This is a genomic window from Thermococcus sp. JCM 11816 (assembly GCF_055396515.1).
In genome coordinates this window covers 463,841-488,390 of the sequence record NZ_AP043741.1, presented here as the reverse complement: position 1 = coordinate 488,390, position 24,550 = coordinate 463,841, and the positions used below count along the sequence as shown (strand labels likewise).

Sequence of the window (24,550 nt, the reverse complement as noted above, 5' to 3'; positions counted from 1 at the left end):
CTTCTCATGGAACATGCCTACGCTAGAAGGTTCGTGGAGAGAGTGGAGAAAGCCCTGGAGGAGTTGAAATGAGGGGCAAGATAAAGCTTAGACGCTTCCTTGAGACAGCTGGGGACAAGTCGTTCCTTCTCCTCTGCCACCACAACGCCGATCCCGATTCCCTCGGCTCTGCAATAGCGTTTGCCCGTTTTCTAAAGGCGAGGGGAGTTGAAAGGGTTAGAATTGGCGTCGCCCAGAGCGTTTCCTCCTACGCGAAGAGACTTCTCAGGCTTTCTCCCGTTCCTATTGAGAAGAACCCCTCCGTTGATGAAGACGTAGTTGTTATATTCGACACATCTTCCCTCGAACAGCTTGAGCCGATTGAGATTCCAAAGGATAAGTTTACAATCTTAATAGACCATCACGTCGAGAAGAAGAACCCGATAACAGCAGATATTTCTGTCGTTGATTCAACGCGAACATCCACGGCTGAGATCGTATGGGAGCTCTTTAAGTACCTTGGGTTTGCCGATGAGCCCTCTGTTAAAGCCCTCCTTGCCGGGATAGTGACCGATACTGCCAACTTCAGGTTCGCGAACTCGAAAACGTTCAAGTCCGTATCCGAGATGCTTGAGGCTTTTCCGATTCAGATGGGAGAGATTTTCCAGCTGGTTGCCCCGGTGAACGACGAGAACATTGACCAGGCAAAGAGAATGGCCGTGCTGAAGGCCTGCCAGAGGATGGAGATAAGGAAGTTCAGAAAGTACATAATAGCCGTCTCAAAGGTTTCGGCCTACGAATCCCTTGCCTGCAAGGTCTTCCTCCAGCTTGGGGCGGATATAGCCATCGTTGGGAGCGAGAAGAACGGCGTCAGGATTTCCGCAAGGGCCAGGGAAAGCCTCGTCAGGAAGGGTCTCCACCTCGGGAAGATAATGGAAAAAGTAGGGCCAATCATTGACGGCTCGGGTGGGGGGCACGCAGGAGCCGCTGGAGCGAATGGCAAGAAGAACCTTGATGATGCAATCAAGCTGATACTTAAGGAGATTGAGAAGTTTTTGAGGGAGGTGGGTTGAGTGGCCAGATGCCCTCTCTGTGGAAAGGCCCTCGATTGGGCAGAGCTGATAAACCAGATGCTCGAAAAGGGTGTTAGTGAGGACGTTTTCAAAGACAGAGATAAGTTCATGGAGACCTTCAACGACTTCGTTTTCAAATGCCCTCACTGCGGTGAGGAGTTCTATGGAAGAAACCTTCCAGCTTCGGAAGCCGAAAAGGTGTTCGAGCTGTTGAACGACTTCAAAGGCTCAATAGATTGGGACAACAAAAGGGTACGCCTCAGGCTCAACAGCCTTCTGGCGCTCGATTCAATGCTCGAGAACTGGAACAGGAAGATGAAGGGTTAGGCTTTTAGGCTCTATGCATATTTTCTTCTTGGTGGTTTCTGTGGAAGCTGTAAAAAGGTACCTCTCACGAAAGGACTTCAAGAGCGCACTCAATTCTGCACTTAAAATTGAGGATAGCTTTGAGCGTCTTCTTGCACTCCTGAGAATCTTCGATGAGTTCCCGAGAGAGGAGGTTCTCTCCGAGATGCTCCAAGCCCTTGAGGGCATCGAGGACAAGAGGGAAAAAGCGCTCGCCTATTCCATAGTGGGGAGGGCCTTCTATCAGCTCGGACGCGAGAGCGCAGGGGAGAGGTACATGATACTGGCGGTTTCCCTCGCCAGGGAGTTCTCCTCCCCCAGGATTAGAGGAGAGCTTCTGGCGGGCATTGCCAGAAACCTTGCCATCTCAGACAGGTATAGAGACGCTTATCTGCTCTTCTGGGAGGCCGTTGAGACCCTCCAGTCTGCGAGGGGCCTGTCTTCAGCAGTCCTGTCATCCCTTCTCAGCGTCGCCAGGCTGATTGAAAAAACCGCCGATGAGATAAACGCTCCCATCGCCCTCGACTACTATCGCCTGGCAAAGGAAGTATATGAGTCCCTATTCTTCAACCTCCAGGCAAAAGAGCTTTCCGAGAAAATAGAGCTTATAGAAGAGGTTCTCCGCAGGGGAAAAACCGTTGTTGATTCCCTCGTGGAGAAGGGAGACGTTGAAAAGGCAGTAGACTTAATCCGATTCTTAGACCTCAGGGAGAGGGCCTCGGAAATGCTGAAGCTCAGCTACTGGCTCTTCCTCCACGAGAGGCCGGACCTCGGAAGGAGAGTCTTTGAAGACGCCATGAACCTCATACTCGTTGGAAAGTTCAGACCCTCCGACGAGGAGCTTTTCAAAATAGCAAAGAGAATGCTCCGCATCGGCCTCGTCGAAGAGCCGCTTGTCCTCGCGGGCATCATTGATGACTCCCACCTCGCCTCTGAGCTTTTAGGAGAAGTGGCCATCGCCTACAGGCGGATGGGAGAGCTCTCAAAGGCCCGCTCGATAGCGGAGGGAATTCCCGACGAAAGTGTTAAGAACCGCGTTTTGAAGGCACTGGAAGGTGGTGAAGATGTGGGACACGAGCAAGGATTACCGCTTACTGGTCGCGGAGAAGAGCGTGGAGCTGTTCCTGAAGACGATAGAGGGAGCGAAGTTCAAGGGGAAGTGGGACAAGAAGAGGACAATCCAGCTGGCGAAGGAGATGATTCCTGAGATACAGGCCATGCGCTACAGCTACATTGATCCAAAAGAGCTAGTCGATACACCCCAGATGAAGGCCCTGAAGGAAAAGGCCCTCGGGATAATCGAAGCTCTTGGCGGGGAGGACTGGCACCACAAGTTTCTCAGCTTAGCGGACAAGAGCGAGCGCGAGAAGGTAGAGGAAGCCGTTGCGAAAGTTCGCTTCTTCCTGAATACGATCCTTGGCCTTGACAGGAGACTGGCCTTAGGGAAGATAAACGACCCCGTCATAGCGGTGGACATCAAGGTCGGAGAAGTCATGAGCGTCGCAAAGCACCCGAACGCTGACCGCTTGCTGGTTACGAACGTCAACATCGGCGACAGGGCGATAACAGTCGTTACAAACGACCTCACCGTTAAGGAAGGCAACCGCGTTGCCGTTGCGCTGCTACCACCAGCAAACTTCCGCGGAATAGTGAGCGAAGGTATGTTCTTAGGAGCTGGGGAGGGCGTTTTGAAGGACGTCAAGGGTGAAATCGGCGGCCTTCCGAAGGGAATCCCGCTTGAAGCCCTCAACGAGACGAGGAACATCGTCGAGGCGTTTTTGAAGGGGTGAAACCTTTTCTTTCTTTTTATTAGGAGATTTAGTTTTGGTTGTTCTCAGATCACTCAAAAAGGAAGGTTTAAGAGGGTTGAAGTCTATAATGAGATTTGGACTGTTGCTTGACGAATGGGGTGATAAATATGGTTCCGCCTGAGCTGGAAGAGGGGCTTCCCCTCGAAAAGATGAAGGACTTCTCCCTTGAGGAGCTTCTTGGGATGGCCATCAAGGCCGAGATAGGCGCGAGAAAGTTCTACGAGAGCCTTGCCGAGAGGATTGACATCCAGGAGCTTAAGGAAAAGATAGAGTGGCTCGCCGGAGAGGAGAAGAAGCACGAGGAGCTTTTGAGAAAGATCTACGCCAATATGTTCCCTGGGAAGGAGGTTGTCTTTCCCAAGGAGCACATAGGACCGGAGCTCCAGCCCGTCGCGAGGAAGCTTAACGGCGTGCAGGACATCATAGATCTCATCCGCTGGGCCATGAAGGCCGAGGAGATAGCGGCGCAGTTCTATGCGAAGCTTGAGGAGATGGTTGACACCGAGGAGAAGAAGAGGCTCATGCGCTACCTCAGCGATATGGAGTGGGGCCACTACTACAACCTGAAGGCCGAGTACGAGCTCCTCCTTGACTGGGAGATGTACGGTCAGATGATGCACGTTGGGCCGTGAGCCCTTTCATCTTAACTTTGAACGCTAAACGCGATAGAGCAAAAGATTTATAAAATTCGACAATCCCAATGTTTTTAGGTGAACCTAACAATGCTGGAAGGATTCATAGCGAACCTCTCATCGTGGCTGCTGAGCATCTCCGGCGGCAGCCTGATAATGGTGGCAGTGTATGCAGGTGTATTCGTGGCGGTGATGACTACCCTCGGTGCCCTTCTTGCCATCTTCGCCAACAGAATGCCGGACTGGGGAGTGGACGTCAGCCTCTCCTTCGCCGCTGGAGTCATGATAGTGGCAAGTTTTACAAGCCTGATACTCCCGGCCATAGAATCAACGGGTACTTTCACACCGGCGGGCATTGGAATCCTGCTTGGGGTCATACTCATTTACCTTATAGACCGATTCATTCCCCACGAACACCTCGTTAAGGGCTACGAGGGGCCGAAGGAGTTCAAGGAGAAGCTTCGCGTCGTTTGGCTTATCGTCTTAGCGGTTATCATCCACAACCTCCCTGAGGGGATGGCAGTCGGGACTTCGCTCGTCTACGACCTGAAGACGGGCCTCATAACGGCGATAGCCATTGGAATCCAGGACTTTCCGGAGGGAACCGTCGTTTCTCTCCCGCTGGCGACCCTCCAGAAAAAGCGCCTCATGCCCATAGTGATGGGTGCACTTAGCGGCGTGGCAGAGATGGTGATGGTCATCCTCGGTGCGTTCCTCTTCACTGTCTTCCACTCGCTATTGCCCTACGGACTTGGAATGGCCGGCGGGGCGATGCTCTACGTTACAGTGAAGGAAATGATACCCGAGATATACAAGAGGGAGGAGAACGAGACGCTGGTCACTCTCGGCTTCTTCCTGGGGTTCTACGTGATGCTGTTCCTCGACTCGATGCTCGGCTGAGTAAGTGCATTTGTTTTTTCTCTTCTCCTGAGCCTTACAGCAAAATCTGAGAAGTTGGATGATAGAAAAGAGCGGAATAATTTTCAGGGGCTAAAAGACTAAAAATCAGTCCTCCCCGAAAATCCTATCCACGAACCACTTCTCGTCGAAGGGTCTGAGGTCTTCGTAGCCCTGTCCAACGCCGACGAAGAGTATGGGCGCGCCGATTGCATGGCTTATGCTCAAGGCTGCCCCTCCCCTCGCGTCTGCATCGAGCTTGGTGAGTATAACTCCGTCTATCCTCACGGCCTCGTTGAACTGCTTGGCCTGTTCGACAACGGCGTTGCCTCCGAGCGAGTCCCCAACGAATATCACCAGATCGGGCTTGGTGACCCTTGCTATCTTCTTCATCTCGTCCATGAGGTTCCTGTTCAGTTCGTTTCTTCCAGCCGTGTCTATCAGGACGACATCAATTCCCCTCGCCTTTGCGTGCTGGATGGCGTCGTAGGCAACCGCGGCAGGGTCTGCGCCGTAGTCATGCTTGATGACCTTGACGCCGACCCTCTTCGCGTGCTCTTCAAGCTGTTCTATAGCACCCGCCCTGAAGGTGTCGCTGGCAGCTATTACAACGCTGAACCCGTTCTTCTTGAGCCAGTGGGCGAGCTTCGCTATGGTGGTTGTTTTTCCAGAGCCGTTGAAGCCGACGAAGGCTATGACGAAGGGCTTATCCTCTTTCGATTTTATCATCTGGAGCAAGTCGATTTTCTTTTCGGGAGTCAAGATTTCGAGAATAGCCTCTTTCAGGGCTTCCTCTATAATCTTACCTTTATTCGTACCTATCCTGACTTTTCTCCCCACGAGCTTTTCCTTTATCTTCTCGCGGAGGGCTTCGACGGTCTCAAGGGCAACATCGGCCTCAAGGAGTTCAATTTCAAGCTCGTCGAGGGCATCTTCGATGTCCTTCTCCTTTATCTCCACCTGGAGGAGTCTTCCAAGGAATCCGGGTTTTTCTCCCTCTGTCTCTGTGGACTCCTGAACAGCCTTCTGTATTTCTTCCCCAGCCATTGGAGCCTCAACGGCCTTTTCTTCCTCTTCTATTTTCTCCTCAACCTGCTTTGTGAACTTTTTGAGCTTCTCCCTTAGCTTTCCGAACATCTTCACCACCGGTTGGAAAGGGTGTATATCATTATATATGACTATCGGGGTCTGTCCGTCGTGAGTTTTAGGGAGGAACGTGAGTGAACCTCCCTCCATTTAAATCAACCCTCACGACGGACTTGGGCTTCATCACGTTCAGTTCCCCTCTGGGTTCATTGGGGAGCAAATCATCAAGCTCAGCCCCGCTCAGGGCGACCCCAAGTCCCCGCACGAAAACGTTGAACGAACCAACAAACTGCCTGTCAGCCTCAAAACCACAGTTATGACAAACCACCCGCCCGTTTCGGGACTCCAACCAACTCCCACACACCGGGCAGGTGGACGAAGTGTAAGCAGGATTAACAAACTCGACAGGAACACGATAGGAAAGCTTTCCAACGATTTTCTTCCAAGTAGCACGGGAGAGCTTCCTGTTGAACTTCCTCGAACCGTTCTGGAGCATTTTGAACTTGTTTAAATCCTCGAAGACAAAAACTGCATCAGGGAACTCTCTTGAAAGCTGGACTGCAAGCTTGTTCAAATAATCCTCAATCCTGTTCCTTCTCCTCGTCCAGTATTTTTTAAGGAGAACTCCAATCCTCTTTGGAGCTTTCCGCTGAACGCTCTTCAGCCCGTCAATAATCCTGTCATAAGTCTCGACAATCCTGTGTAGCTCGCTCAAGTCCACCCTAATCCAGCCTTTTTCAGGGTGAAAAATATCGAGGCTCGTTAAGTTACTATCAATACCGATTTTGATTCTTCCAGAGAACTCGACTTCTTTTGAGAACGTTAGTAGAACGTCGTTCTCCCTGATTATTAGTTCACCGACCTTCCAGTCCTTAACCCTTTCATAGAACCACTCCTTTGAGAAGTCCAGCTCGAGGTATTCCTCACGAGGCTTAACTGTGATTCGTATCCTTGAGCCTTCAACCTTCATTAGAGTTGTTTTCACCCTCATGAACTTTCTCTTAACGACTGGCTTCGCTCTTTTTCTCTTCCCTTTGAGGTAGTTCCCTCTCCAGCTTTTGAGGATTGAATAAGCGGTCTTTATAGCAGAATCAACGTAGTGCTTGGCGAAAGGCCAGTCCTTGAGGAGTTTGTTCCTTAATTCTCGCTTAAACTCATTCGACTGTGGAAAATACGGGATTAGGCGGGTCGTCTCATAGTAGTGATAATTCCTGCTTCCAACGGAATACCTGTGCGTGACTTTCTTCTCTCTCCAAGTCGTGTTCTCCGATATTTCATCAATTGCCCTCTGGAGAAGTCTTTGGTATTCTTTTAGGAACGAATTAACGTTCCAGTTGTGAGACATTCTGTATGTGAGAACAAGTTTAGTCATTCTCGACCTCCTCGATTAGTTTTTTCACGCCCTTCTTGAGCTTTTTGTATTTGTGAGAACGCATTCCGTAGAGCTTTCCAGCGAAGTGCGAGATTATGGTTATCAAGTCTTCAATGAGTTCTTCTCGTGGGGGTTTTTCTTTCTCGTTGATTACGATTATCTCTGAACCGTTTTCCTTGAAGAAGAATTCGAGAGTTTTGAAGCCAAAGCGGGTGAGCCTATCTGGATGTGTGATGATGACTTTTGAGACTTCTCCTTTTGCGACGAGTTCGAGGAGCTTGCGATAATTTTTCCTCTTCTCGTTCAATCCTGAACCGATGTCTTTGAGTATTTGGACTTGCCAGCCTCGTTCTTTTGCGTATTGCTTGATAGCTTCAACCTGTCTTTCCAAGTCGTCTTTTTGTGTGTGGCTTGAGACTCTCGCATAGCCAATGATTAGGCCTTTTTCTTCGCTTATGCCGAGAAGTCTTTTTATTTCGCTTTCTGGTATTCTCCTTCGCCCGCCGGGTGTTCTAATGGTTTTGATTTTCCCTTCCTTATCCCATTTTTGGATTGTTTTTGGATGAACTCCGAGGATTTCGCTCGCCTGCTTAACCGTGTAAAGCTTCTCTTTCACTACCATATACTCACAATTAATCACAAAAACATTTAAAGTTTTTGGTTAAGAGAAATAGTTAAAGAAGGCCTCAGCGATAGCTGGTGTCCTCACCGCTCGGACCCGAAGCCACTCATCACGGGCCTCTTCTCCGGATGAAATCCTTGGACTCAACCACTCTGCCATTTTCAATGCGGTACAGCTTTATAACCTCTGCCCCAAGGGTCTCCCTGCGGTAGGCGAGGAGGTAGTCTATGAAGTTCCGTATCTGATAGCGGGTTATTGAGTCCCCGACGTATTTGGGCTCATAGAGAAGGATGAGCTTGTCCCGATTTTCTTCTAGCCAACCGTAAAGCTTTTTCCGTTCTTCTTTCGAGCGAGAGAGCGGGTTTAATATTAGATACGCATCAAAGCCTGGATTCTCAAGGGGGTCGCCGATGAAGACATCTCCATCAACAACGAACGGAAGTCCTTCCGCCAGAATTTTGTATCCCTCTCTAGCCCACTCATTGATGAATATCCTCGCTATTCTCCGAGGGCTTCCCGTCATCAGGATTCTCCCCGATTTAAGATAAACGAGATCACTCAGCTTCATTCCAATCGGGAGTTACTCCTTGAACATAGTTAAAAAGGTTTTCTAGCACATAAAATATATTCTAAAAACGCTTCAAGTTATTGGAAAATCGTCAAGAATCTTTCAGAATACCTTAACAGACCACAAACTATATATTTCCCCCTAGACCCACACCATAATGACAAACCTTTCAGGGGTGTTCCCATGAAGAAAGCTGTCTTTGCCCTGTTGTTGATAGGGCTTGTGGGATTCAGCGTAGTGGCCAGCGGCTGTATCGGCGGTGGCGGAGGCGGATCCGAGAAGATAAAGATTCTGTACACGTACACGGGGTCCTTTGGAGACGCGGCCAAGGGTAAGCAAGCGACTCAAGCACAGCTTCAGCAGGGGGCCTGGGTGATCTACCAGGTTGCTGGAGGAACGGGTCTGGGCGTTTTTGAAGCCATTAACGATTATCTCAAGGCTAACAACAAGAAGATGGGTCCCCCGTTCGCTATTGGTGTTGATTCAGCCCAGGATTGGATCAAACCCGGTGCAATAATAGCCAGCATGATGAAGCGCGTTGATGTCGGTGTTTACAACGCCGTCAAACAGGCAGAAGAAAACAAGTTCGAGGGTGGCGTCGTTGAGCTCGGTCTCAAGGAGGGTGGCGTTAAGCTCTCCACAATAGACGATGTAAAGGCCATGTTCAACGCCCTCCCCGAAGACACCAAGAAGAAGAAGCTCCAGGAACTTGGCTTCAACAGCGAAGATGAGCTCTTCCAGTTCCTTGAGGAGACGAGAAACCAAGTTCCCGACTGGATATGGCAGGCCGTTGATGAGCTTCAGAACAAGATAATAAACGGGGAGATAGTTGTCCCCAAGGCCACAAATAAGGACCAGATAGAGCAGCTCAGGAACGCCGAGGACTGGGCGGCTATGGAGAACCTCGCCAAGGAATGGGCAAAGAACGAGCCCAAGGCACAGACCTACTTCAACGAGACCCTCAACCAGAGGAAGAACACCAAGAAGATAGCGATCGTTTATGATGTTGGTGGCAGGGGTGACCTGAGCTTTAACGACATGGCCTACCTGGGCGCCTCAAGGGCCGCAAAGGACTTCGGACTTCAGATTACTGAGCTCCAGAGCAACAGCGAGAACGACTACCTCCCCAACCTCAGGAGCCTTGCCAAGAGCGGTGAGTACGACATAATCATCGCAGTCGGCTTCATGATGACCAACGCCGTAAAGCAGGTCGCTCAGGAGTACCCGAACCAGAGGTTCGTCATTATAGACGGCTACGATCCAGAAATGCCACACAACGTCCAGATGGTTCTGTTTAAGGAGAACGAGGGATCTGCCCTTGCGGGGGCTCTGGCTTCGCTCATAGCCCTCAACGACGGCAAAGATACCATCGGAATAGTCCTCGGCATGGAGATTCCGGTCCTCTACAAGTTCGAGGGAGGCTACCGCTTCGGTGCTTACTGGGGACTTGACTACTACGAGAACCACAAGAAGTGAACCCTTTTCTTTTTCTCTTTCCTTGGTGGGGGTGATAGCATGGAAGAAAAAACGCCGATACTTGAGATGAGGGACATCGTCAAGGTTTATCCCGACGGCACTAAAGCCCTTCACGGGGTTACCGTTCAGGTTTATGAGGGCGAGATACTTGGTCTCCTCGGTGAGAACGGTGCTGGAAAAACGACTCTTATGAAGATCCTCTTTGGAATGCTCAAACCAACAAATGGTAAAATCTTTCTCAGGGGGAAAGAGGTTCGGTTTAAAAGCCCCGCCGACGCCATAGCGAACGGTATCGGCATGGTTCACCAGCATTTCACGCTCGTTGATGTTTTTACAGCCCTAGAGAACATTATCCTAGGTATGGAGGGTCACGGCTTATTCTCCAAGATAGACCTAGAAAAAGCGCGTGGAGAGATCAAGGCCCTCATGGACGAGCTGAACTTTCAGGTCCCCCTCGATGTCCCAGTGGAGAACCTCCCCGTCGGCGTTCAGCAGAGGGTCGAGATACTGAAGATGCTCTACCGAAACGTGGACATACTGATCCTCGACGAGCCCACGGCTGTTCTAACGCCAATAGAGGTCAAGGAGCTCTTCGCTGTTCTAAGGAAGCTAAAGGCCCAGGGCAAGACTATAATCTTCATCAGCCACAAGCTCAATGAGGTCATGGAGATAACGGACCGCGTCACAGTTATAAGAAAGGGCAAGGTGATCGGGACTGTTAAGACGAGCGAGGCAACTCCTCAGCTTCTAGCGAGAATGATGGTCGGCAGGGACGTAGTCCTTAGAATACAAAAGCCTCCAAAGGAGCCTGGAAACACGGTTCTTAAAGTTGAGAACCTGTGGGTCAAGGGAGATCGCGGAGAGGAAGCCGTAAGGGGAGTTTCCTTTGAGGTCAGAGCGGGGGAGATATTTGGAATAGCGGGTGTTGAAGGCAACGGTCAGAGCGAACTGATAGAGGCCATATCTGGCCTTAGGAGAGTCGAAAAGGGTAGGATATACCTCAATGGAGTCGACATAACCGGCAAAAGTCCCAGGGATCTCTACGACATGGGTTTTGCACACATACCGGAGGATAGAACCCACATGGGGCTCGTAATCGAGATGAGCGTAATGGAGAACTCGATTCTCGGAATGCACTGGAGAAAGGAGTTCTCACGTGGCTTTGGGCTTATAGACTGGGGCAGGGTCAAGAAACACGCTAGTGAGCTTATAGAGGAGTTTGAGATAAGTGCCCCTGGTGTAAATGCACCAGCGAAGAGCTTAAGCGGTGGAAACCAGCAGAAACTCATCGTTGCCAGAGAAGTCAGCAAAAAGCCAGAGTTTATAATCGCGGCACAGCCTACAAGAGGCGTTGATGTGGCTTCAACCGAGTACATCAGGAACTACCTCGTGAAGCTCAGAAACGAGAACAAGGCGGTTCTCCTCGTCTCGGCTGATCTCGACGAGGTTCTCCAGCTGAGCGACAGGATGGCAATCATGTACGAGGGGCAATTTATGGGGGTTGTTAAGCCCGAGGAAGTTACCGAGGAGCAGATCGGCCTTATGATGGGAGGTGTGAAAGCATGAACGTCAAAGGGTACTGGAAGCCCCTGGCAGAGAGTATCCTGGCAATCCTGATAGGGGCAGTGATAGGGGCCATAGTCCTCTGGCTAAGCGGATACAGCGCCAGTTCTGCGTACTACTGGCTTATAGTTGGCTCCCTCGGTTCTCTCGACGGCATAGCCGAAACCCTGGCAAAGTCCGCCCCGATAATGCTCACGGCCATAACGTTCGCGCTGGGCGCAAGAACGGGTCTTTTCAACATCGGTGCAGAGGGATCCGTTTACTTTGGGGCAATCGCTGCGATAATAACAACGCAGTACATTCCCAACCCACTCATGGGGCTCCTGGCGGGTCTGATAGTCGGCGCGCTCTGGCTCCTCCCTGCCGCGATCCTCAAGGTTTATCGGGGGGTCCACGAGGTCATATCGACAATAATGCTCAACTGGATAGCCCTCTATCTCGTCAGCTGGCTGGCTGTAAGCGTCTACTACAATCCGAGGGATCCGAACAGTACCCTCTCGATTCCCCCGAGCGCTAGGCTCCCGCTCTTAATGGAGGGCACGAGCCTTTCCCTCGCCTTCATAATAGCCGTATTCACCGCTATAATTGTGTATGTGATAATGTGGCACATGAAGCTGGGCTACGAACTCAGGATAAGCGGACAGAACCCGAGGGCCGCCGAATACGGCGGAATCAGTCCAAAGAAGGCTACGATATGGTCTTTCCTGCTCGGGGGTATGACCGCGGGTCTGGCAGGGGCCGGGATTGTGATGGGAACACCTCCGAGCTACGCTATAACCCAGGGATTGGCCAACATCCAGAACTACGGCTTTGATGGAATAGGCGTGGCCCTCGTGGGCAGGAATCATCCACTTGGGATAATATTCTCTGGAATCCTCTTCGGTGCATTGAGCGCCGGAGCGACCGCAATGCAGCAGCATGCCCACGTTCCACTCGAGATGATCAAGGTCATTGAGGGAATAATCATCATTGCCGTGGCGGTTCCTGGTCTCTACGACCTGACAACCAGGTGGTTCAGGAGGGAGAGGGCATGAACGAGACGATGATAATAAGCCTCGTCCTTGGTTCCCTCTCAGCAATGGTTCCAATAGCACTGGTCAGCATAGGGGCGACGATAAGCGAGAGGGCTGGCGTGGTCAACATCGGATACGAGGGAATCCTGATGTTCTCGGCCTTCTTTGGAACGATGATAGCCGAGTGGGCCGGCAATGGATGGGTTGGACTCCTGGGAGGAGCGCTGGTTGGACTCCTCCTCGGTGCACTACATGGTTTCCTGACGGTCTACCTTAAGGGTGACCATGTCATTCCTGGAATCGGCCTGAACCTCTTAGGCTACGGTAGCGTGGCCTTCGGAATAATGGCCTATTGGGGAACGGCAGGACAGCATCAAGTTCCCGACACAGTCAAGGTCGAGCCGCTCTGGAGGGACGCATTCGGCAACTCACTGAGCCCAATGGTGGTGATAACCATAGCAATAGCCATCGTCTCCTGGTGGGTTCTGTTTAAGACCCCCTTTGGGTTGAGGATCCGCTCCGTTGGAGAGAATCCCGAAGCCGCCGACGCCCTGGGAATAAACGTTGAGCTGTACCGGTTCACAGCGGTTTTAATAGCCTCCGCCTTAGCGGGAGTGGGGGGAGCATACCTCAGCGTGGACTGGCTCGGGACGGTTACCAAGAGCATAGCAGCCGGAAGGGGATTCATAGGACTGGCGAACATGGTGTTCAGCAACTGGAACCCGCTGGTAGCCCTTGGTGGGGCGTTCCTGTTCGGTTTCTTTGACAACCTGTCATTCTACATCCAGAACAATCCCTGGCTTGCTGGAACGATACCGTGGCAGTTCATAGCGACACTCCCCTACGTGGTTACTCTCCTGGTGGTCGCGGGAATAATAGGAAAGGCAAAACCGCCGAAGGCGGACGGAAAACCGTACAAGAGGGAGTGATGCCCTTTACTTTTTCATTATTACCCCAAGGGCAGTCCCAAGCACTATCCCCGTGAGCAGCGAAAGCAGGATGTACCGTTCGGTGTTTGTTCCCGTTTCTTTTCTGGTTTCCTGAGGTGTTTCTCTGAGGCTTTCGCCTTTGAGGGCCTCTATGATGGCAGCTGTATTCTTCACCAGCCAGTCCGTATAGTTGCCTGAGCTCCAGAAGACGGTTATCCCAGCGAGCGGCTTCCCGCTCTTCTCGGCCAGCTCCATCATGGCCTTCTTCATTTGATCCGGACTGTCGAGGCCGTAAACAAGGATGTCTGCCCCCTTGGCTTTCTCAACGAGCGTGTCAACACCCTTGGCCGGGACTTCCTCCTCAGGCTTCAGGGCCTCAACGGCCTTAATTCCAAGCCACTCAAGGGCGTACTGGTCGGGCGGCATCTGAATGACTGCGGTGGCGTTTGAGTTGATGAGGGCCCTGTACGCCTCAACTATCCCCAGGACTCTTGCTTTAAACGCCTCAAACTGGAGCAGGTACTCGTTTTCCCTTGCAGGATCAGTTTGAATCAGTGCTTCCTCTGTTGCCTCTGCTATCGCAATGGCGTTGTATGGGTCGAGCCAGACGCCGTGTGGGTTGTCCTTCTCGTTGTACCAGTGCTCCTTGAGGTATCTGAAGCCGTATTTTTTGTAGTCGTCCACGAGGAGTATCTTTCCAGCAATCTCGCCGTTCTCCTTGAGTTCCACCATCCGCTTCTCGACCGGAAGGTGGCCACCGGTGGTCACTATCACACTGGCCCTCTGGACGAGTTCAACCTGCTCCGCTGTCATCTGGTAGTCGTGGGGGTCGACGCCGGGGGGTATTAGGACCACTACGTCAACCCCAGGGAAGGCCTCCCTGACTATCGAGCCAAGCGGCCCTATCGTGGCCACTACCAGTGGCTTCTCTCCGCTGGCCGTTGCTGGGGGAAAGAAGAGCCCGCTTAGAGCGATTACAACGGCTACAATTACCAGTGCCCTGCGCATGTTAGATCACCCTAATCCACCATAGCGCCCCCCCTTTAAAAGCCTTCCACAAAAAACATAAAAACTTCAGTTTTTCAATTTATACTCGGTGATAACATGAAGAAAGTATTTGCTGCAATAATAATTCTGGCAATACTGGGAATTAATTCAACCCTTGCCGCGCCCGTTGAGAACGGCACTGTGTACATAAGCGAGAACGTAAAGGTTCAGATACACCCAAACGAGGAACTTCTTGGAATAGTCTACTACCTGGCTTTCGGCAACGACACCTTTGTTATAGACAGGGGGGACTATATAGACGAAGTGGAAGCCCATTTCGGGAAATACAGGAACTCAACGGCTGTGATTCTCCTTAGGGACTACCTCTCACGTTCTAATAGATTTACATGGAAGGACACGTACTTAGCCCGAATTGAGATGCTGCTCGTACGCTGTTCAGAGCCCCCGGAGCTTAAGATACCCGAATATTTGGAAGAGTATTATTCTGAAGAGGATGTACCAGAGTATTACCGCGAGTATTTCAACTGGTTTAAGAACGAATTCCTGCCGGCCCTGAGAGAGTTTGCCAACGAAACCGACTTCATGGAGTTTTACAGGACTCATCAGGATTACTACATGGAAGACCTAAGGCTCTACGGAGGAGCTCTTTCACTCATTCCGCCCGACGAGTTTATGGAGGAGCACGCCGGTGTCTCCAACGTCACGTACGTCTTCTTCCACCCGTATCTGGTTGCCATCCATGGCCACAGCCTGACAACCACGGAAAACAACAGGACGGCATGGGGGGCTGCGGGATTCCTTCCGCTCGTGAGGAGGGACCCTCAGAGGACGGTGTGGAGCTACAAAACCGCCCGCGACACCATGATGGGACTCCCCCTCAACAGGGACCTCATAAACAGCACCGGCCTCGACGAACTGCTCTATCTGAACTTCATCTACCACGAGCTGGGACACGACGTCACCATTCCTGTACTAAACACCCTGGACCTGTATACCTACTCTTACGTGATAGACGCCGCGAGGGACGATATGCCTTACCTCACCACCTACGACGGTCACTATGTCGGCCTTACTATGATCTACGAGGGCTTTGCGGATGCTTGGGCAGATTACGCCATAAGCCACGTCAACCACAACTACACCCTCCTTGCGATGCAGATGCAGAAGGCGTGGGGAGAGTTCTGGGTCGAATGGCTTTACAACGAGATTCAGAGCTGTGCTCTCGACGTTAAAAGCGGGGAGCTCAAAAACATCTCCGTCTGCGTTCCCCGCGCGCTGGAGTCCCTTGAGAAGTTCGCGTCCCCCGAAAACGTCACCAAGGTATACAACCTTGAGGTGCCGGTTACCCCCGTAAGGGCCCTCGATAAAGGATGGTTTGGTAACAGAGTCGTTGTAATCTATGGAACGGCCAACCTAAGCCCAACTGAAAGTAGAAACATCAAAAGCTTCGCCGATGAGGTTGCGGAAATCCTGAGGAAATTCTACAGAAGAAACGGCGGAATAGACGACGTTGTAGTCAAAGCCGACGTGAACGTTACCCCTTCGGATTTAAGTTCCCACCTTGTACTAATCGGAACCCCCTCGACCAACAGGATCGTTGACATCTTCGACGACTACTTCCCGATTCGGCTTGAGAGGGCCGGCGAGGGATGGAGAGTAATCCGCGAGAACAACGTCACCAGTTTCCTCCTCCTTGACGAGGAAAGCCCCCTCAGGGCAGTCTACGGCAATACCTCCGTCGCGGCTGGTGGGTTCCAGACGGTCGACAAAGCGGCCCTTTTGATGGCGTCCGTAAACCCATACAACACGTACTATTACGTGGTCTGGATCGCGGGAACGGACGAAAACATGACTAAGTTGTTCAAAAACCCCACCTACTACCTGAGCAGCTACGAGATATGGACGCCCGGGGCCATTGAGGTCGGGTTCTACAACAAACCCCTCGCGGAGAGGCTCAGCGAGTCGTTCAACGCAACCCTTCTATTAAGCCCGCAGACGACCACAACGACCACAACAACCGTCAGGACTGACACTACCACAGTGCCCGAAACAACCACTACGTCCGTCGATTCCTCAACCACAACAACTCCCACGACCTCGCCATCTAAAAGTCAAACAACGAGCCCGGTAGAGACTTCAAGAACTACCGCGACGGACAAAAACATGTGCGGACCAGCGGCCCTCGTTGGCCTAGCAATAATACCGCTTCTCATCAGAAGGAGAAGGTAAAGAAGTGGAAAAGTTCATTCCTTCTCTTTTTTTCCGTTTCCGTTGCTCTTGATGTGCGGCTTGCCGATGGCTATCGTGAATCCCTTGAAGCTGTCGTCCTTCCTGTGGAACTCTATCGCCAGGGGAAGGTCGTTGTCCTCGTTGAAGACTATCCTCACGATCCTAGCGCGGGAGTGGTCGTTGAGGTAGGTCTCCTTGAGCTCCTCGTAGTTCTCTATTACCTCGTCGATGCTCTCGCTGTGCATTTCGTATATCTCGCGGGAGTAGACGCTGTGGTTCTTGATCTCCTCAACCTTCTTCTCCCTGTCCAAGCTACCACTCCCTCAGGCTTTGAGCCACTTCCCTTCCCTGAACTTAAAAACCTTCCTCATTTCAGCCATCCTGAGGGCCTCTTCGAGCTTGCCCTTCGGGACTTCGAGACCGTGGAGCTCCTTGAAGAGCTCGATTATCTCGTCGGTGCTTACCGCTTCCTTTTCCTCAAGAATGTTGCTCACGAGGTTTATCATATCCTCGACGAAGTTCCACGGGAAGACTATCCAGGCCCAGTCTATCTCCTCTCCGTAGTACTCGGGCTTAAAGCGGGAGCCTCTGATCGTCAGGAGTGTTGCAGTCCTGACTTCCGCAGGGCTCTTGCTCTCGACGTAGTTTTTGGCCAGCGTCAGGCTCTCACCAGTATCGCTGATGTCGTCGACGATGAGAACCTTTTTCCCACTGAGGTCGTAGTTCGTGCCGTACTTGAGCTTGGCCTTGCCGTCCGGAGTAGCGGTTACTCCCCAGTGCTCCACCTTGAGGCTTACAAGGTCTTTGATTCCCAGGTAGTCGCAGTAGAGTCTCGCCGCGACCCAGCCGCCCCTGGCGAGACCAACCACCACATCTGGCTTCCAGCCTTCTTCCAGAATCTTCCAGGCGCCTTCCTTCGCCCACCTTTCAATGTCTTCCCAAGAAGCGAGCCTTGCAGGAAACTTCTTCATTGGATTTCCCTTAACGGGGCGAGGTGAATGTTATATTTAAGGTTTTTGGATAACGTGAATTGCCATGGATGTGACTATTGTGTTCTGGGGCTCTAATGGAGGGTGTTGTTTGGCTGGGTTTTGAACAGTCGCCGATTTTCCTATCGTCAAAACGAGAAGAGAAACGTTTTAACTGCTTTTACAGACGTAAAACTGTGAATGTCATCAGAGGTGATAAAAATGGCTGACCCCAAGATAGAGGCACTGTTCAGGCCCAAGAGCGTAGCAGTTATAGGCGCTTCTGGAAAGCCTGGGAAGATAGGATACGCAATTATGAAGAACCTCGTCGATTACGGATACGAAGGAAAGATATACGCCGTCAACGTTAAGGGCGGCGAAATTGAGATCAGCGGAAGGAAGTTCCCCGTCTACAAGAGCATTCTCGATGTTCCCGACGAGGTTGATATGGCCGTCATCGTTGTCCCTGCCAAATTCGTTCCGCAGGTCGTTGAGGAGTGCGGCCAGAAGGGCGTTAAGGTTCTCCCGATCATAAGTTCGGGCTTCGGTGAGCTCGGTGAGGAGGGCAAGAAGGTTGAGCAGCAGCTCGTCGAAACTGCCCACAAATACGGCATGAGGATTCTCGGCCCGAACATCTTCGGTGTCGTTTACACTCCCGAGAAGCTCAACGCAACCTTCGGTCCGACCGACGTTCTCCCAGGCCCGCTTGCCCTCATCAGCCAGAGCGGTGCCCTTGGAATAGCCCTTATGGGCTGGACAATCCTTGAGAAAGTCGGTCTCTCCGCTGTAGTTAGCGTTGGAAACAAGAGCGACATCGACGACGCTGACCTCCTCGAGTACTTCAAGGAGGATGAGAACACAAGGGCAATCCTCATCTACATGGAAGGTGTCAAGGACGGAAGGCGCTTCATGGAAGTGGCCAAGGACGTCAGCATGGTCAAGCCAATAGTCGTCATCAAGGCGGGAAGGAGCGAGCGCGGTGCTAAAGCAGCCGCTTCCCACACTGGTTCACTCGCCGGTAGCGACAAGGTCTTTGACGCCGCCTTCAAGCAGAGCGGCGTCATAAGAGCCTACACCATTGGAGAGGCCTTCGACTACGCGAGAACCCTCAGCAACCTGCCCGAGCCCGAGGGAGAGAACCTCGTCATCCTCACCAACGGCGGTGGAATAGGCGTTATGGCTACCGACGCGGCAGAGGAAGCCGGTCTGCACCTCTACGACAACCTCGAAGACCTCAAGGTCTTCGCCAACCACATGCCACCGTTCGGCTCCTACAAGAACCCCGTTGACCTCACCGGTATGGCCGGTGCCGAGAGTTACGAGGGTGCCATAAGGGACGCCCTTGCCAACCCGAACATGCACAGCATAGCGGTTCTCTACTGCCAGACCGCCGTCCTCGACCCGAGGGACCTCGCCGACATAGTCATCCGCGAGTACAACGAGAGCGGCAGGAAGAAGCCGCTCGTCGTTGCCATCGTAGGCGGTATAGAGGCCAAGGAAGCCATCGACAGGCTCAACGAGGAAGGAATACCTGCCTACCCAGAGCCGGAGAGGGCAATAAAGGCTCTCGCGGCGCTCTACCGCTGGAGCAGGTGGAAGAAGAAGCAGAAGAAGGAGTGATCTCCTTCCCATTCATTTTTTGGTCTTGAGACACCACACGTATCACTCGTAGACGAGTTTTAGATTTTTGGTTGTGTTCAGTAACTCATCAGCAAGTTCCTCCGGGATATCTCGCGGATCACCGTATTTCCCAATCTTTCTTGCTATGCGAGAAATCTCCCTAAAGGTTTCAATATTCGTCCGGATAGTCTCGGTCCTATTGACTCCCCTCTTGGAGCGTATGTCAATAAAGAATCTTTCAAGGTTCCCGAAGGCCCTTCCAATCTTGTAATACTTGAAATACCCCTCGTATAACTCATAGCTTAAGAAGATGAAAACCCTCTCAACATGCCTAGCCATAAGGTAATAAGCACCCGCGTATTCGACTATCTCATCTTCGGAAGCATTTTTCTCAAGGAGATCCTCAAAGGCTCTATCCATGTAACCAAACTCAAAGATATCCTCGGCTACTGTCAAGTACACCCTACCCCAGCTCTCCTCACGAACCGTTCTGGAGAGTTTCAGGTCTTCCTCAGCTTTGTGCCACGAGTACGTGGTGAAGAGGGCAACCAAAACCAACGCACCAATTGCTAGAGCACATAGTCTCTTCAATGAACTCACCTAATAACATATAGGCTCAAATGCTTATTAATGTTTCAGATATTGTGGTATAGTCATGTTCCCAGATCCCCAAAGATTTCAGAGGCTTCAAAATTCATACAACTATGGCTATACACGGAGGAAACGAAACCTATGAACCATACGGGAAACATTCGACGGGAAGAGCTTGTGTTCAGCATAATCCCGCTCTGGATGTTCGTTTACGGCCTCATCAATGCACCACTCTAGTTGTAATAGCTCCACTTCCATGGTCTCGAGATAACATATAAATTCCAATAGCATCACTTAAAACGGTGATACCATGCTCATCGCCCTAATCTCAGACATCCACTCCAACTGGGAGGCCCTTCAGGCGGTGTGGAAAGAGGTAAAGCACGCCGATGTGATACTCTGCATGGGGGATCTCGTCGGCTATGGGGCGAGTCCGAACGAGGTCGTTGAGTTCACCAGAAAGCTGATGGAGAAGAGGACTTTTCTCTGCGTCCGGGGCAACCACGACAACGCGGTGGCATTTGGGGCGGACTGGGGGTTCAATCCCTACGCGAGGGAAGCAGTTAGATGGCACCAGTGGGTTATGAAGAGCGAGAACATAGAGTTCCTCAGAAGACTTCCAGTGAGGCAGCTTTTTACCGACGATGCTGGCAGGACTTATCTACTCATTCACGGCTCCCCGAGGGCACCTCTGGATGAGTACCTCTTCCCATGGCTTCCAGAGAGCGAGTTCAGGGCTGTTCTTACCTACATCAGGCAGGACGACCTTCTGGTGGGTCACACTCACATTCCGATGCTCAAAGTCATAGAAGGACGAAGAATAATTAACCCAGGCTCCGTAGGCCAGCCGAGGGACGGGGACTGGCGGGCAAGCTACGCCATCATAGACACAAGCGAAGAACCCCCAGAGAACGTGGAGTTCCACAGGGTGGAATACGATGTGGAAGAAGCGGCAAGAAAAATAATCGAAGAGGGCCTTCCAAGGTTCCTGGCAAATAGGCTGTTTGAGGGCCTTTAACCCTTTCTTTGAAGGCCGCCGCCAAGCCTCTTCTCCCGTGCAGTTGCAGTCACGCTTGGAAGGTGCTTGAGCTTTGACTTAACGGCCAGTTTGCTGGAGTCTATTATTATGACTTCACCAATGCTCTTCACTGCACTGATTGGGATCAGAAGGAGTCCTTCCTGGTCCGTGACAAACTCGCTGACGTCGAGATCCTCGTCGGGCTCTGCAACGATGACGAGTATTTCCCCTGTCTCCTCATCGAAGCTCAGGTCGTAGACCCATCCAAGCCTTATTCCCGTGTCGGTTATCAGCTCAACGTCCCTAAGTTTTGATGCCATTATCTTTACCATTATCAGCCACCTCTGGAGTTGTTCCCACCGTTATTGGGCATCGGTGTATAAAACCTTTTCCAAAATAATAATAAAGGTGGGAGCGTCAGAAGGTATAGTAGTCTGGGCCACTCCTCTCCTTCCCTGCCTGCTTCTTTCTGTTCTCCTCAAAGCTCCTGTAGTACTCCATCATGTACGGCGTGACGCTCGGTTTGACCTTCTTCATGGCCATCTCGAAGTCCTTCTTCGACACCTTCAGCCTCTCAAGGAACTCCTCGGACTCGCTTTCAACCACCTCGCGTGGGAGCCCCCTCATTATCCTGCGCATCGCTATCAGGGCCGCCTCCCTGACGAGCGCGGCTATGTCCGCACCCGTGTAGCCTTCGGTCTTCTTGGCGAGCTCCCTAAGGTCAACATCACCTGCAAGCGGTACTCTTCTGGTGTGGACTTTGAATATTTCGAGCCTGGCCTTCTCGTCTGGCGCTGGAACGAGTATCAGCCTGTCGAACCTTCCCGGCCTGAGGAGTGCTGGATCAATAATGTCCGGCCTGTTGGTTGCACCAATGACGACCACGCCGCTGTTCTCCTGAATACCATCCATCTCGGTGAGCAGCTGGTTAATCAGCCTGTCAGTGACCCTGTCCCCCTCGGATCCCCTGGCCGGTGCTATTGCATCGATCTCGTCTATGAACACCACCGTCGGAGCAGCCTGGCGAGCCTTCCTGAAGATTTCCCTAATCCTCTTCTCGGTCTCACCGACCCACTTTGAGAGAACCTCTGGCCCCCTTATCGCTATGAAGTTGGCCTGGCTCTCGTTGGCTACTGCCTTGGCGAGGAGAGTCTTACCCGTTCCTGGCGGGCCGTAGAGGAGTATTCCCTTCGGCGGCTCAATGCCGAGCCTCTCAAAGGCCTTGGGGTACTTGAGCGGCCATTCTACTGCTTCTCTGAGCTCCTGCTTGACATCTTCAAGGCCCCCGATGTCCTCCCAGCGGACGTTCGGGACTTCGATGAGCACCTCTCTGAGGGCGCTTGGCTCAACCATCTTGAGGGCCTCGTAAAAGTCGTCCCTTCTAACGCGGAGCTCCTGGAGAACCTCTGGTGGGATTCTCTCCTGCTCGGGGCTTATCTTGCCCTCTTTGATGAGCCTCCTGAGAACGACCATGGCCGCTTCTCTTGCAAGGGCAGCTAAATCAGCACCGACGAAGCCGTGCGTAACTTCAGCCAGCTCGTCGAGCATTTTGTCTATCAGCCTGTTCCTGACCTCGGAGTATATTTCGGCGTCCTTTTTGAGGGCCTCCTTGACTTCGCTCTCGTTCTTTGCGTTCTCAACTTCGGCAATGATTTTGTCTACTCTTTCAGCATCAAAGTTGCCCTTTTCCCTTATCTCGCGGAGCACCCTAAGGACGGCCTCTTTGTCGTAGTCCGGTTCGAGGGGCATTCCTCTGGTGTGGATCTGGAGTATCTCCTTCCTGCCCTGCTTGTCGGGAACTCCTACCTCAATCTCCCTGTCAAACCTTCCAGGTCTCCTCAGGGCCGGGTCGAGTGCATCAGGTCTGTTGGTAGCGGCAATGACTATGACCTTTCCGCGGCTCTTGAGACCGTCCATTAGCGTGAGCAGCTGGCTGACAACCCTCTTCTCGACCTCTCCAACGACCTCTTCTCTCTTGGGGGCTATCGCGTCTATCTCATCAATGAAGATTATGCTCGGGGCGTTCTCCTCGGCTTCTTTGAATATCTCCCTCAGCCTCTCCTCGCTCTCGCCGTAGAACTTGCTCATTATCTCTGGGCCGTTGATGGCTATGAAGTGGGCGTTTGCCTCGTTGGCGACGGCCTTCGCCAGGAGAGTCTTACCCGTTCCTGGCGGCCCGTAGAGGAGCACTCCCTTCGGCGGTTCAATCCCAAGCCTCTCGAAGAGCTCCGGGTGCTTGAGCGGAAGCTCGACCATCTCGCGGATTTTTTGAATGGCGTCGCTGAGGCCGCCTATGTCCTCATAAGTGACCTCAGGGATGCTCTCCTCCTTGACTTCAACGGCCTGCGGGAGCACCTCGACCTCGGTGTTGTAGGTTATCTGGACGATGCCTTTTGGAACTGTGTTTACCACAACGAACTTCAGCTCACCGAAGCCTATTGGCATGGCCTCAAAGAACCCTCTGAGCAGCTCGTCAAAGGGTGAATAAACCGCTTCGTTTTGTCCTCCCGCTACTATGAGGTCGCCCTTGACGACGGGCCTTCCGAGGAGGTTCTGCTTTACAATCTCCCCAGGAATCTGGATGAAGACTCCCTTCTGGGCGGGTGCCAGAACGACCTTTTTGGCCTCCTGGACTTCCGCCCTGGAGACCGTGACGTAGTCCCCTATGCTCACTCCCGCGTTTCTCCTGATGTAGCCATCCATCCTGATTATGTCAAGCCCCCTGTCGTCTGGGTGGGCGTTTGCAACTATCGCCGCCGTAACTCTCTCTCCCTTGAGCGCAACTATGTCACCTGGCTCAACGCCGAGCTTTCTCTGGTACTTTCTGTCAAACCTGACTATCCCCCTTCCAACGTCCCTTTTCAGGGCCTCCGCGACGCGGAGCTTAATCTCGTCAACCCTCTCATCTTCTTTACCGAATATCATCTTGAACGCCCCCTCCTGTGAATTTCTATCGCCTCCTCAAGCGTGAGGTTCCCGAGCGCAACCTCCCTGGCCAGCCTGGAGGAAATCGTAATGTTTCCGCTCAGCTCGCGGCTCCTTCTTTTTATATGCTCTATCTCCTTCTTTGTGGGTTCTTTTACCTCCAGAACGTCGCCTATGGTGGTCTCCCTGCCTTCCCTGAGTCCGATGTTTATGGATGCAACGATATCAACCACTGAGGAGCTTTCAACCCCGCCGACCTTCGGCGTTGTTCTGGACTCATTCACAATGATTATTGGGTAGTCATACCCGAGTACTTCCCCGAGGGCTTTCAGCATCATTGTCCTCTGCCTTTTTGCCCCATTGCCGACCTTCAGCTTGGCGGTCGGGTATTTCTCAATCAGTCCCACTACAGGTTCGACGTCTTTGGGGCTTTTAAGCCTGTGGACCTCTATAACCCTTCCGTCGGCGACGACGCTCATTCCAGGCCTGTCCCCCGGGTCTATGGCTATGAAGACGTTCTGGAAGCGCTTTCTCCCCTCCAGCCTGGCGAGAAGGTCGTCTATGAAGTTTTCATCCCTCACGATAACCTTAACAGGGAACTCAACCTTATCTTTCTCACCCGTGAGCACGACCTCAACATCGTAGGGAATCTTCTCGCCAACCCTAAGGCTCAGAAAGGGTATCCCATACTCCTTTAACACCTTGGTGGCGAGGTAGTAGACCCTCACGTCGCCTGTCATGATCGCTACTCTCATGGTCGAAAGTTAGCAGGGACGTTAAAAAACCTTTTCTGAGCTGTGGTTGTTGGGCAGATGGTAAAGAAGA

General features: G+C 52.1%; 24 protein-coding genes. 13 read left to right on the top strand and 11 right to left on the bottom strand.

Annotated elements, in window-relative coordinates:
• The first annotated feature begins 68 nt into the window (after nt 1–68).
• The 6 genes from ACZ5TN_RS02705 to ACZ5TN_RS02680 all read left to right on the top strand — a co-directional run bounded on the left by ACZ5TN_RS02705 (nt 69) and on the right by ACZ5TN_RS02680 (nt 4,740).
• Nucleotides 69–1,052, top strand: coding sequence for a DHH family phosphoesterase (locus ACZ5TN_RS02705; protein WP_464917082.1), 984 nt, complete (start codon nt 69–71; stop codon nt 1,050–1,052).
• On the top strand, nt 1,053–1,379 hold the full coding sequence (locus ACZ5TN_RS02700; RefSeq protein WP_054840310.1) for a hypothetical protein: 327 nt from the start codon (nt 1,053–1,055) through the stop codon (nt 1,377–1,379).
• Between the two features lie 40 nt (nt 1,380–1,419).
• On the top strand, nt 1,420–2,604 hold the full coding sequence (locus tag ACZ5TN_RS02695) for a tetratricopeptide repeat protein (protein ID WP_464917081.1): 1,185 nt from the start codon (nt 1,420–1,422) through the stop codon (nt 2,602–2,604).
• Nucleotides 2,510–3,187: a tRNA-binding protein gene (locus ACZ5TN_RS02690; RefSeq protein ID WP_464917080.1), complete on the top strand. Its 678-nt coding sequence runs from the start codon at nt 2,510–2,512 to the stop codon at nt 3,185–3,187. The genes ACZ5TN_RS02695 and ACZ5TN_RS02690 overlap by 95 nt, the downstream gene beginning before the upstream one ends.
• A gap of 128 nt (nt 3,188–3,315) precedes the next feature.
• Nucleotides 3,316–3,840 carry a ferritin family protein gene (locus tag ACZ5TN_RS02685; protein ID WP_011249601.1) on the top strand — a complete coding sequence of 175 codons (525 nt, stop codon included), beginning with the start codon at nt 3,316–3,318 and terminating at the stop codon, nt 3,838–3,840.
• A 90-nt stretch (nt 3,841–3,930) separates the two neighbouring features.
• Complete coding sequence (locus ACZ5TN_RS02680) at nt 3,931–4,740, top strand: ZIP family metal transporter (protein ID WP_464917474.1); 810 nt, start codon at nt 3,931–3,933, stop codon at nt 4,738–4,740.
• A gap of 105 nt (nt 4,741–4,845) precedes the next feature.
• On the opposite strand, the gene ftsY is transcribed toward ACZ5TN_RS02680, so the two are convergent.
• The 4 genes from ftsY to ACZ5TN_RS02660 all read right to left on the bottom strand — a co-directional run bounded on the left by ftsY (nt 4,846) and on the right by ACZ5TN_RS02660 (nt 8,385).
• The gene (ftsY, locus tag ACZ5TN_RS02675; RefSeq protein ID WP_464917473.1) at nt 4,846–5,874 is read right to left on the bottom strand and encodes a signal recognition particle-docking protein FtsY; all 1,029 of its coding nucleotides are present in this window, start codon (nt 5,872–5,874) and stop codon (nt 4,846–4,848) included.
• 67 nt (nt 5,875–5,941) lie between these two features.
• Nucleotides 5,942–7,195, bottom strand: a complete 1,254-nt coding sequence (locus ACZ5TN_RS02670; protein WP_464917079.1) for an RNA-guided endonuclease InsQ/TnpB family protein — start codon at nt 7,193–7,195, stop codon at nt 5,942–5,944.
• The gene (locus ACZ5TN_RS02665) at nt 7,188–7,817 is read right to left on the bottom strand and encodes an IS607-like element ISTko1 family transposase (protein ID WP_054840307.1); all 630 of its coding nucleotides are present in this window, start codon (nt 7,815–7,817) and stop codon (nt 7,188–7,190) included. The genes ACZ5TN_RS02670 and ACZ5TN_RS02665 overlap by 8 nt, the downstream gene beginning before the upstream one ends.
• 109 nt (nt 7,818–7,926) lie before the next feature.
• On the bottom strand, nt 7,927–8,385 hold the full coding sequence (locus tag ACZ5TN_RS02660) for a hypothetical protein (RefSeq protein WP_464917078.1): 459 nt from the start codon (nt 8,383–8,385) through the stop codon (nt 7,927–7,929).
• A 183-nt stretch (nt 8,386–8,568) separates the two neighbouring features.
• Between ACZ5TN_RS02660 and ACZ5TN_RS02655 the strand changes: the two genes are divergently transcribed.
• The 4 genes from ACZ5TN_RS02655 to ACZ5TN_RS02640 are packed head-to-tail and all read left to right on the top strand — an operon-like array spanning nt 8,569 to nt 13,366.
• Nucleotides 8,569–9,861 carry a BMP family ABC transporter substrate-binding protein gene (locus ACZ5TN_RS02655; RefSeq protein ID WP_464917077.1) on the top strand — a complete coding sequence of 431 codons (1,293 nt, stop codon included), beginning with the start codon at nt 8,569–8,571 and terminating at the stop codon, nt 9,859–9,861.
• Nucleotides 9,862–9,900: 39 nt separating this feature from the next.
• The gene (locus ACZ5TN_RS02650) at nt 9,901–11,427 is read left to right on the top strand and encodes an ABC transporter ATP-binding protein (RefSeq protein WP_011249609.1); all 1,527 of its coding nucleotides are present in this window, start codon (nt 9,901–9,903) and stop codon (nt 11,425–11,427) included.
• Nucleotides 11,424–12,458 carry an ABC transporter permease gene (locus tag ACZ5TN_RS02645; RefSeq protein WP_464917076.1) on the top strand — a complete coding sequence of 345 codons (1,035 nt, stop codon included), beginning with the start codon at nt 11,424–11,426 and terminating at the stop codon, nt 12,456–12,458. Before ACZ5TN_RS02650 ends, ACZ5TN_RS02645 begins: the two co-directional genes overlap by 4 nt.
• Nucleotides 12,455–13,366, top strand: a complete 912-nt coding sequence (locus ACZ5TN_RS02640) for an ABC transporter permease (RefSeq protein ID WP_011249611.1) — start codon at nt 12,455–12,457, stop codon at nt 13,364–13,366. The genes ACZ5TN_RS02645 and ACZ5TN_RS02640 overlap by 4 nt, the downstream gene beginning before the upstream one ends.
• A 6-nt stretch (nt 13,367–13,372) precedes the next feature.
• Here ACZ5TN_RS02640 and ACZ5TN_RS02635 read toward each other — a convergent pair whose 3' ends face one another.
• Entirely contained in the window at nt 13,373–14,374 is a 1,002-nt protein-coding gene (locus tag ACZ5TN_RS02635; RefSeq protein WP_464917075.1) for a metal ABC transporter solute-binding protein, Zn/Mn family, read from the bottom strand.
• Between the two features lie 96 nt (nt 14,375–14,470).
• On the opposite strand from ACZ5TN_RS02635, the gene ACZ5TN_RS02630 reads away from it, so the two are divergent.
• Nucleotides 14,471–16,603, top strand: a complete 2,133-nt coding sequence (locus ACZ5TN_RS02630; RefSeq protein WP_464917074.1) for a CGP-CTERM sorting domain-containing protein — start codon at nt 14,471–14,473, stop codon at nt 16,601–16,603.
• 14 nt (nt 16,604–16,617) lie between these two features.
• Here ACZ5TN_RS02630 and ACZ5TN_RS02625 read toward each other — a convergent pair whose 3' ends face one another.
• Together ACZ5TN_RS02625 and ACZ5TN_RS02620 are read right to left on the bottom strand one after the other, a co-directional pair.
• Nucleotides 16,618–16,914 (bottom strand): hypothetical protein, encoded by a 297-nt coding sequence (locus ACZ5TN_RS02625; RefSeq protein WP_048053674.1) that lies wholly within the window; start codon nt 16,912–16,914, stop codon nt 16,618–16,620.
• Nucleotides 16,915–16,926: 12 nt separating this feature from the next.
• Nucleotides 16,927–17,574 (bottom strand): phosphoribosyltransferase, encoded by a 648-nt coding sequence (locus ACZ5TN_RS02620; protein ID WP_011249615.1) that lies wholly within the window; start codon nt 17,572–17,574, stop codon nt 16,927–16,929.
• 219 nt (nt 17,575–17,793) lie between these two features.
• Between ACZ5TN_RS02620 and acs the strand changes: the two genes are divergently transcribed.
• Nucleotides 17,794–19,191, top strand: a complete 1,398-nt coding sequence (gene acs / locus ACZ5TN_RS02615) for an acetate--CoA ligase alpha subunit (protein WP_011249616.1) — start codon at nt 17,794–17,796, stop codon at nt 19,189–19,191.
• A 42-nt stretch (nt 19,192–19,233) separates the two neighbouring features.
• On the opposite strand, the gene ACZ5TN_RS02610 is transcribed toward acs, so the two are convergent.
• Nucleotides 19,234–19,791 carry a hypothetical protein gene (locus ACZ5TN_RS02610; RefSeq protein ID WP_232500608.1) on the bottom strand — a complete coding sequence of 186 codons (558 nt, stop codon included), beginning with the start codon at nt 19,789–19,791 and terminating at the stop codon, nt 19,234–19,236.
• Between the two features lie 301 nt (nt 19,792–20,092).
• Between ACZ5TN_RS02610 and ACZ5TN_RS02605 the strand changes: the two genes are divergently transcribed.
• Nucleotides 20,093–20,800 (top strand): metallophosphoesterase family protein, encoded by a 708-nt coding sequence (locus tag ACZ5TN_RS02605; RefSeq protein WP_464917073.1) that lies wholly within the window; start codon nt 20,093–20,095, stop codon nt 20,798–20,800.
• Here ACZ5TN_RS02605 and ACZ5TN_RS02600 read toward each other — a convergent pair.
• The 3 genes from ACZ5TN_RS02600 to ACZ5TN_RS02590 all read right to left on the bottom strand — a co-directional run bounded on the left by ACZ5TN_RS02600 (nt 20,797) and on the right by ACZ5TN_RS02590 (nt 24,480).
• A complete protein-coding gene (locus ACZ5TN_RS02600; RefSeq protein WP_011249619.1) occupies nt 20,797–21,132 on the bottom strand; it encodes a PRC-barrel domain-containing protein in 336 nt (111 codons plus the stop codon). The two genes, ACZ5TN_RS02605 and ACZ5TN_RS02600, sit on opposite strands and share 4 nt — an antisense overlap.
• An 85-nt stretch (nt 21,133–21,217) precedes the next feature.
• Nucleotides 21,218–23,725: a CDC48 family AAA ATPase gene (locus tag ACZ5TN_RS02595; protein ID WP_464917072.1), complete on the bottom strand. Its 2,508-nt coding sequence runs from the start codon at nt 23,723–23,725 to the stop codon at nt 21,218–21,220.
• Entirely contained in the window at nt 23,722–24,480 is a 759-nt protein-coding gene (locus tag ACZ5TN_RS02590) for a hypothetical protein (protein ID WP_464917071.1), read from the bottom strand. Before ACZ5TN_RS02590 ends, ACZ5TN_RS02595 begins: the two co-directional genes overlap by 4 nt.
• Nucleotides 24,481–24,550 lie beyond the last annotated feature (70 nt).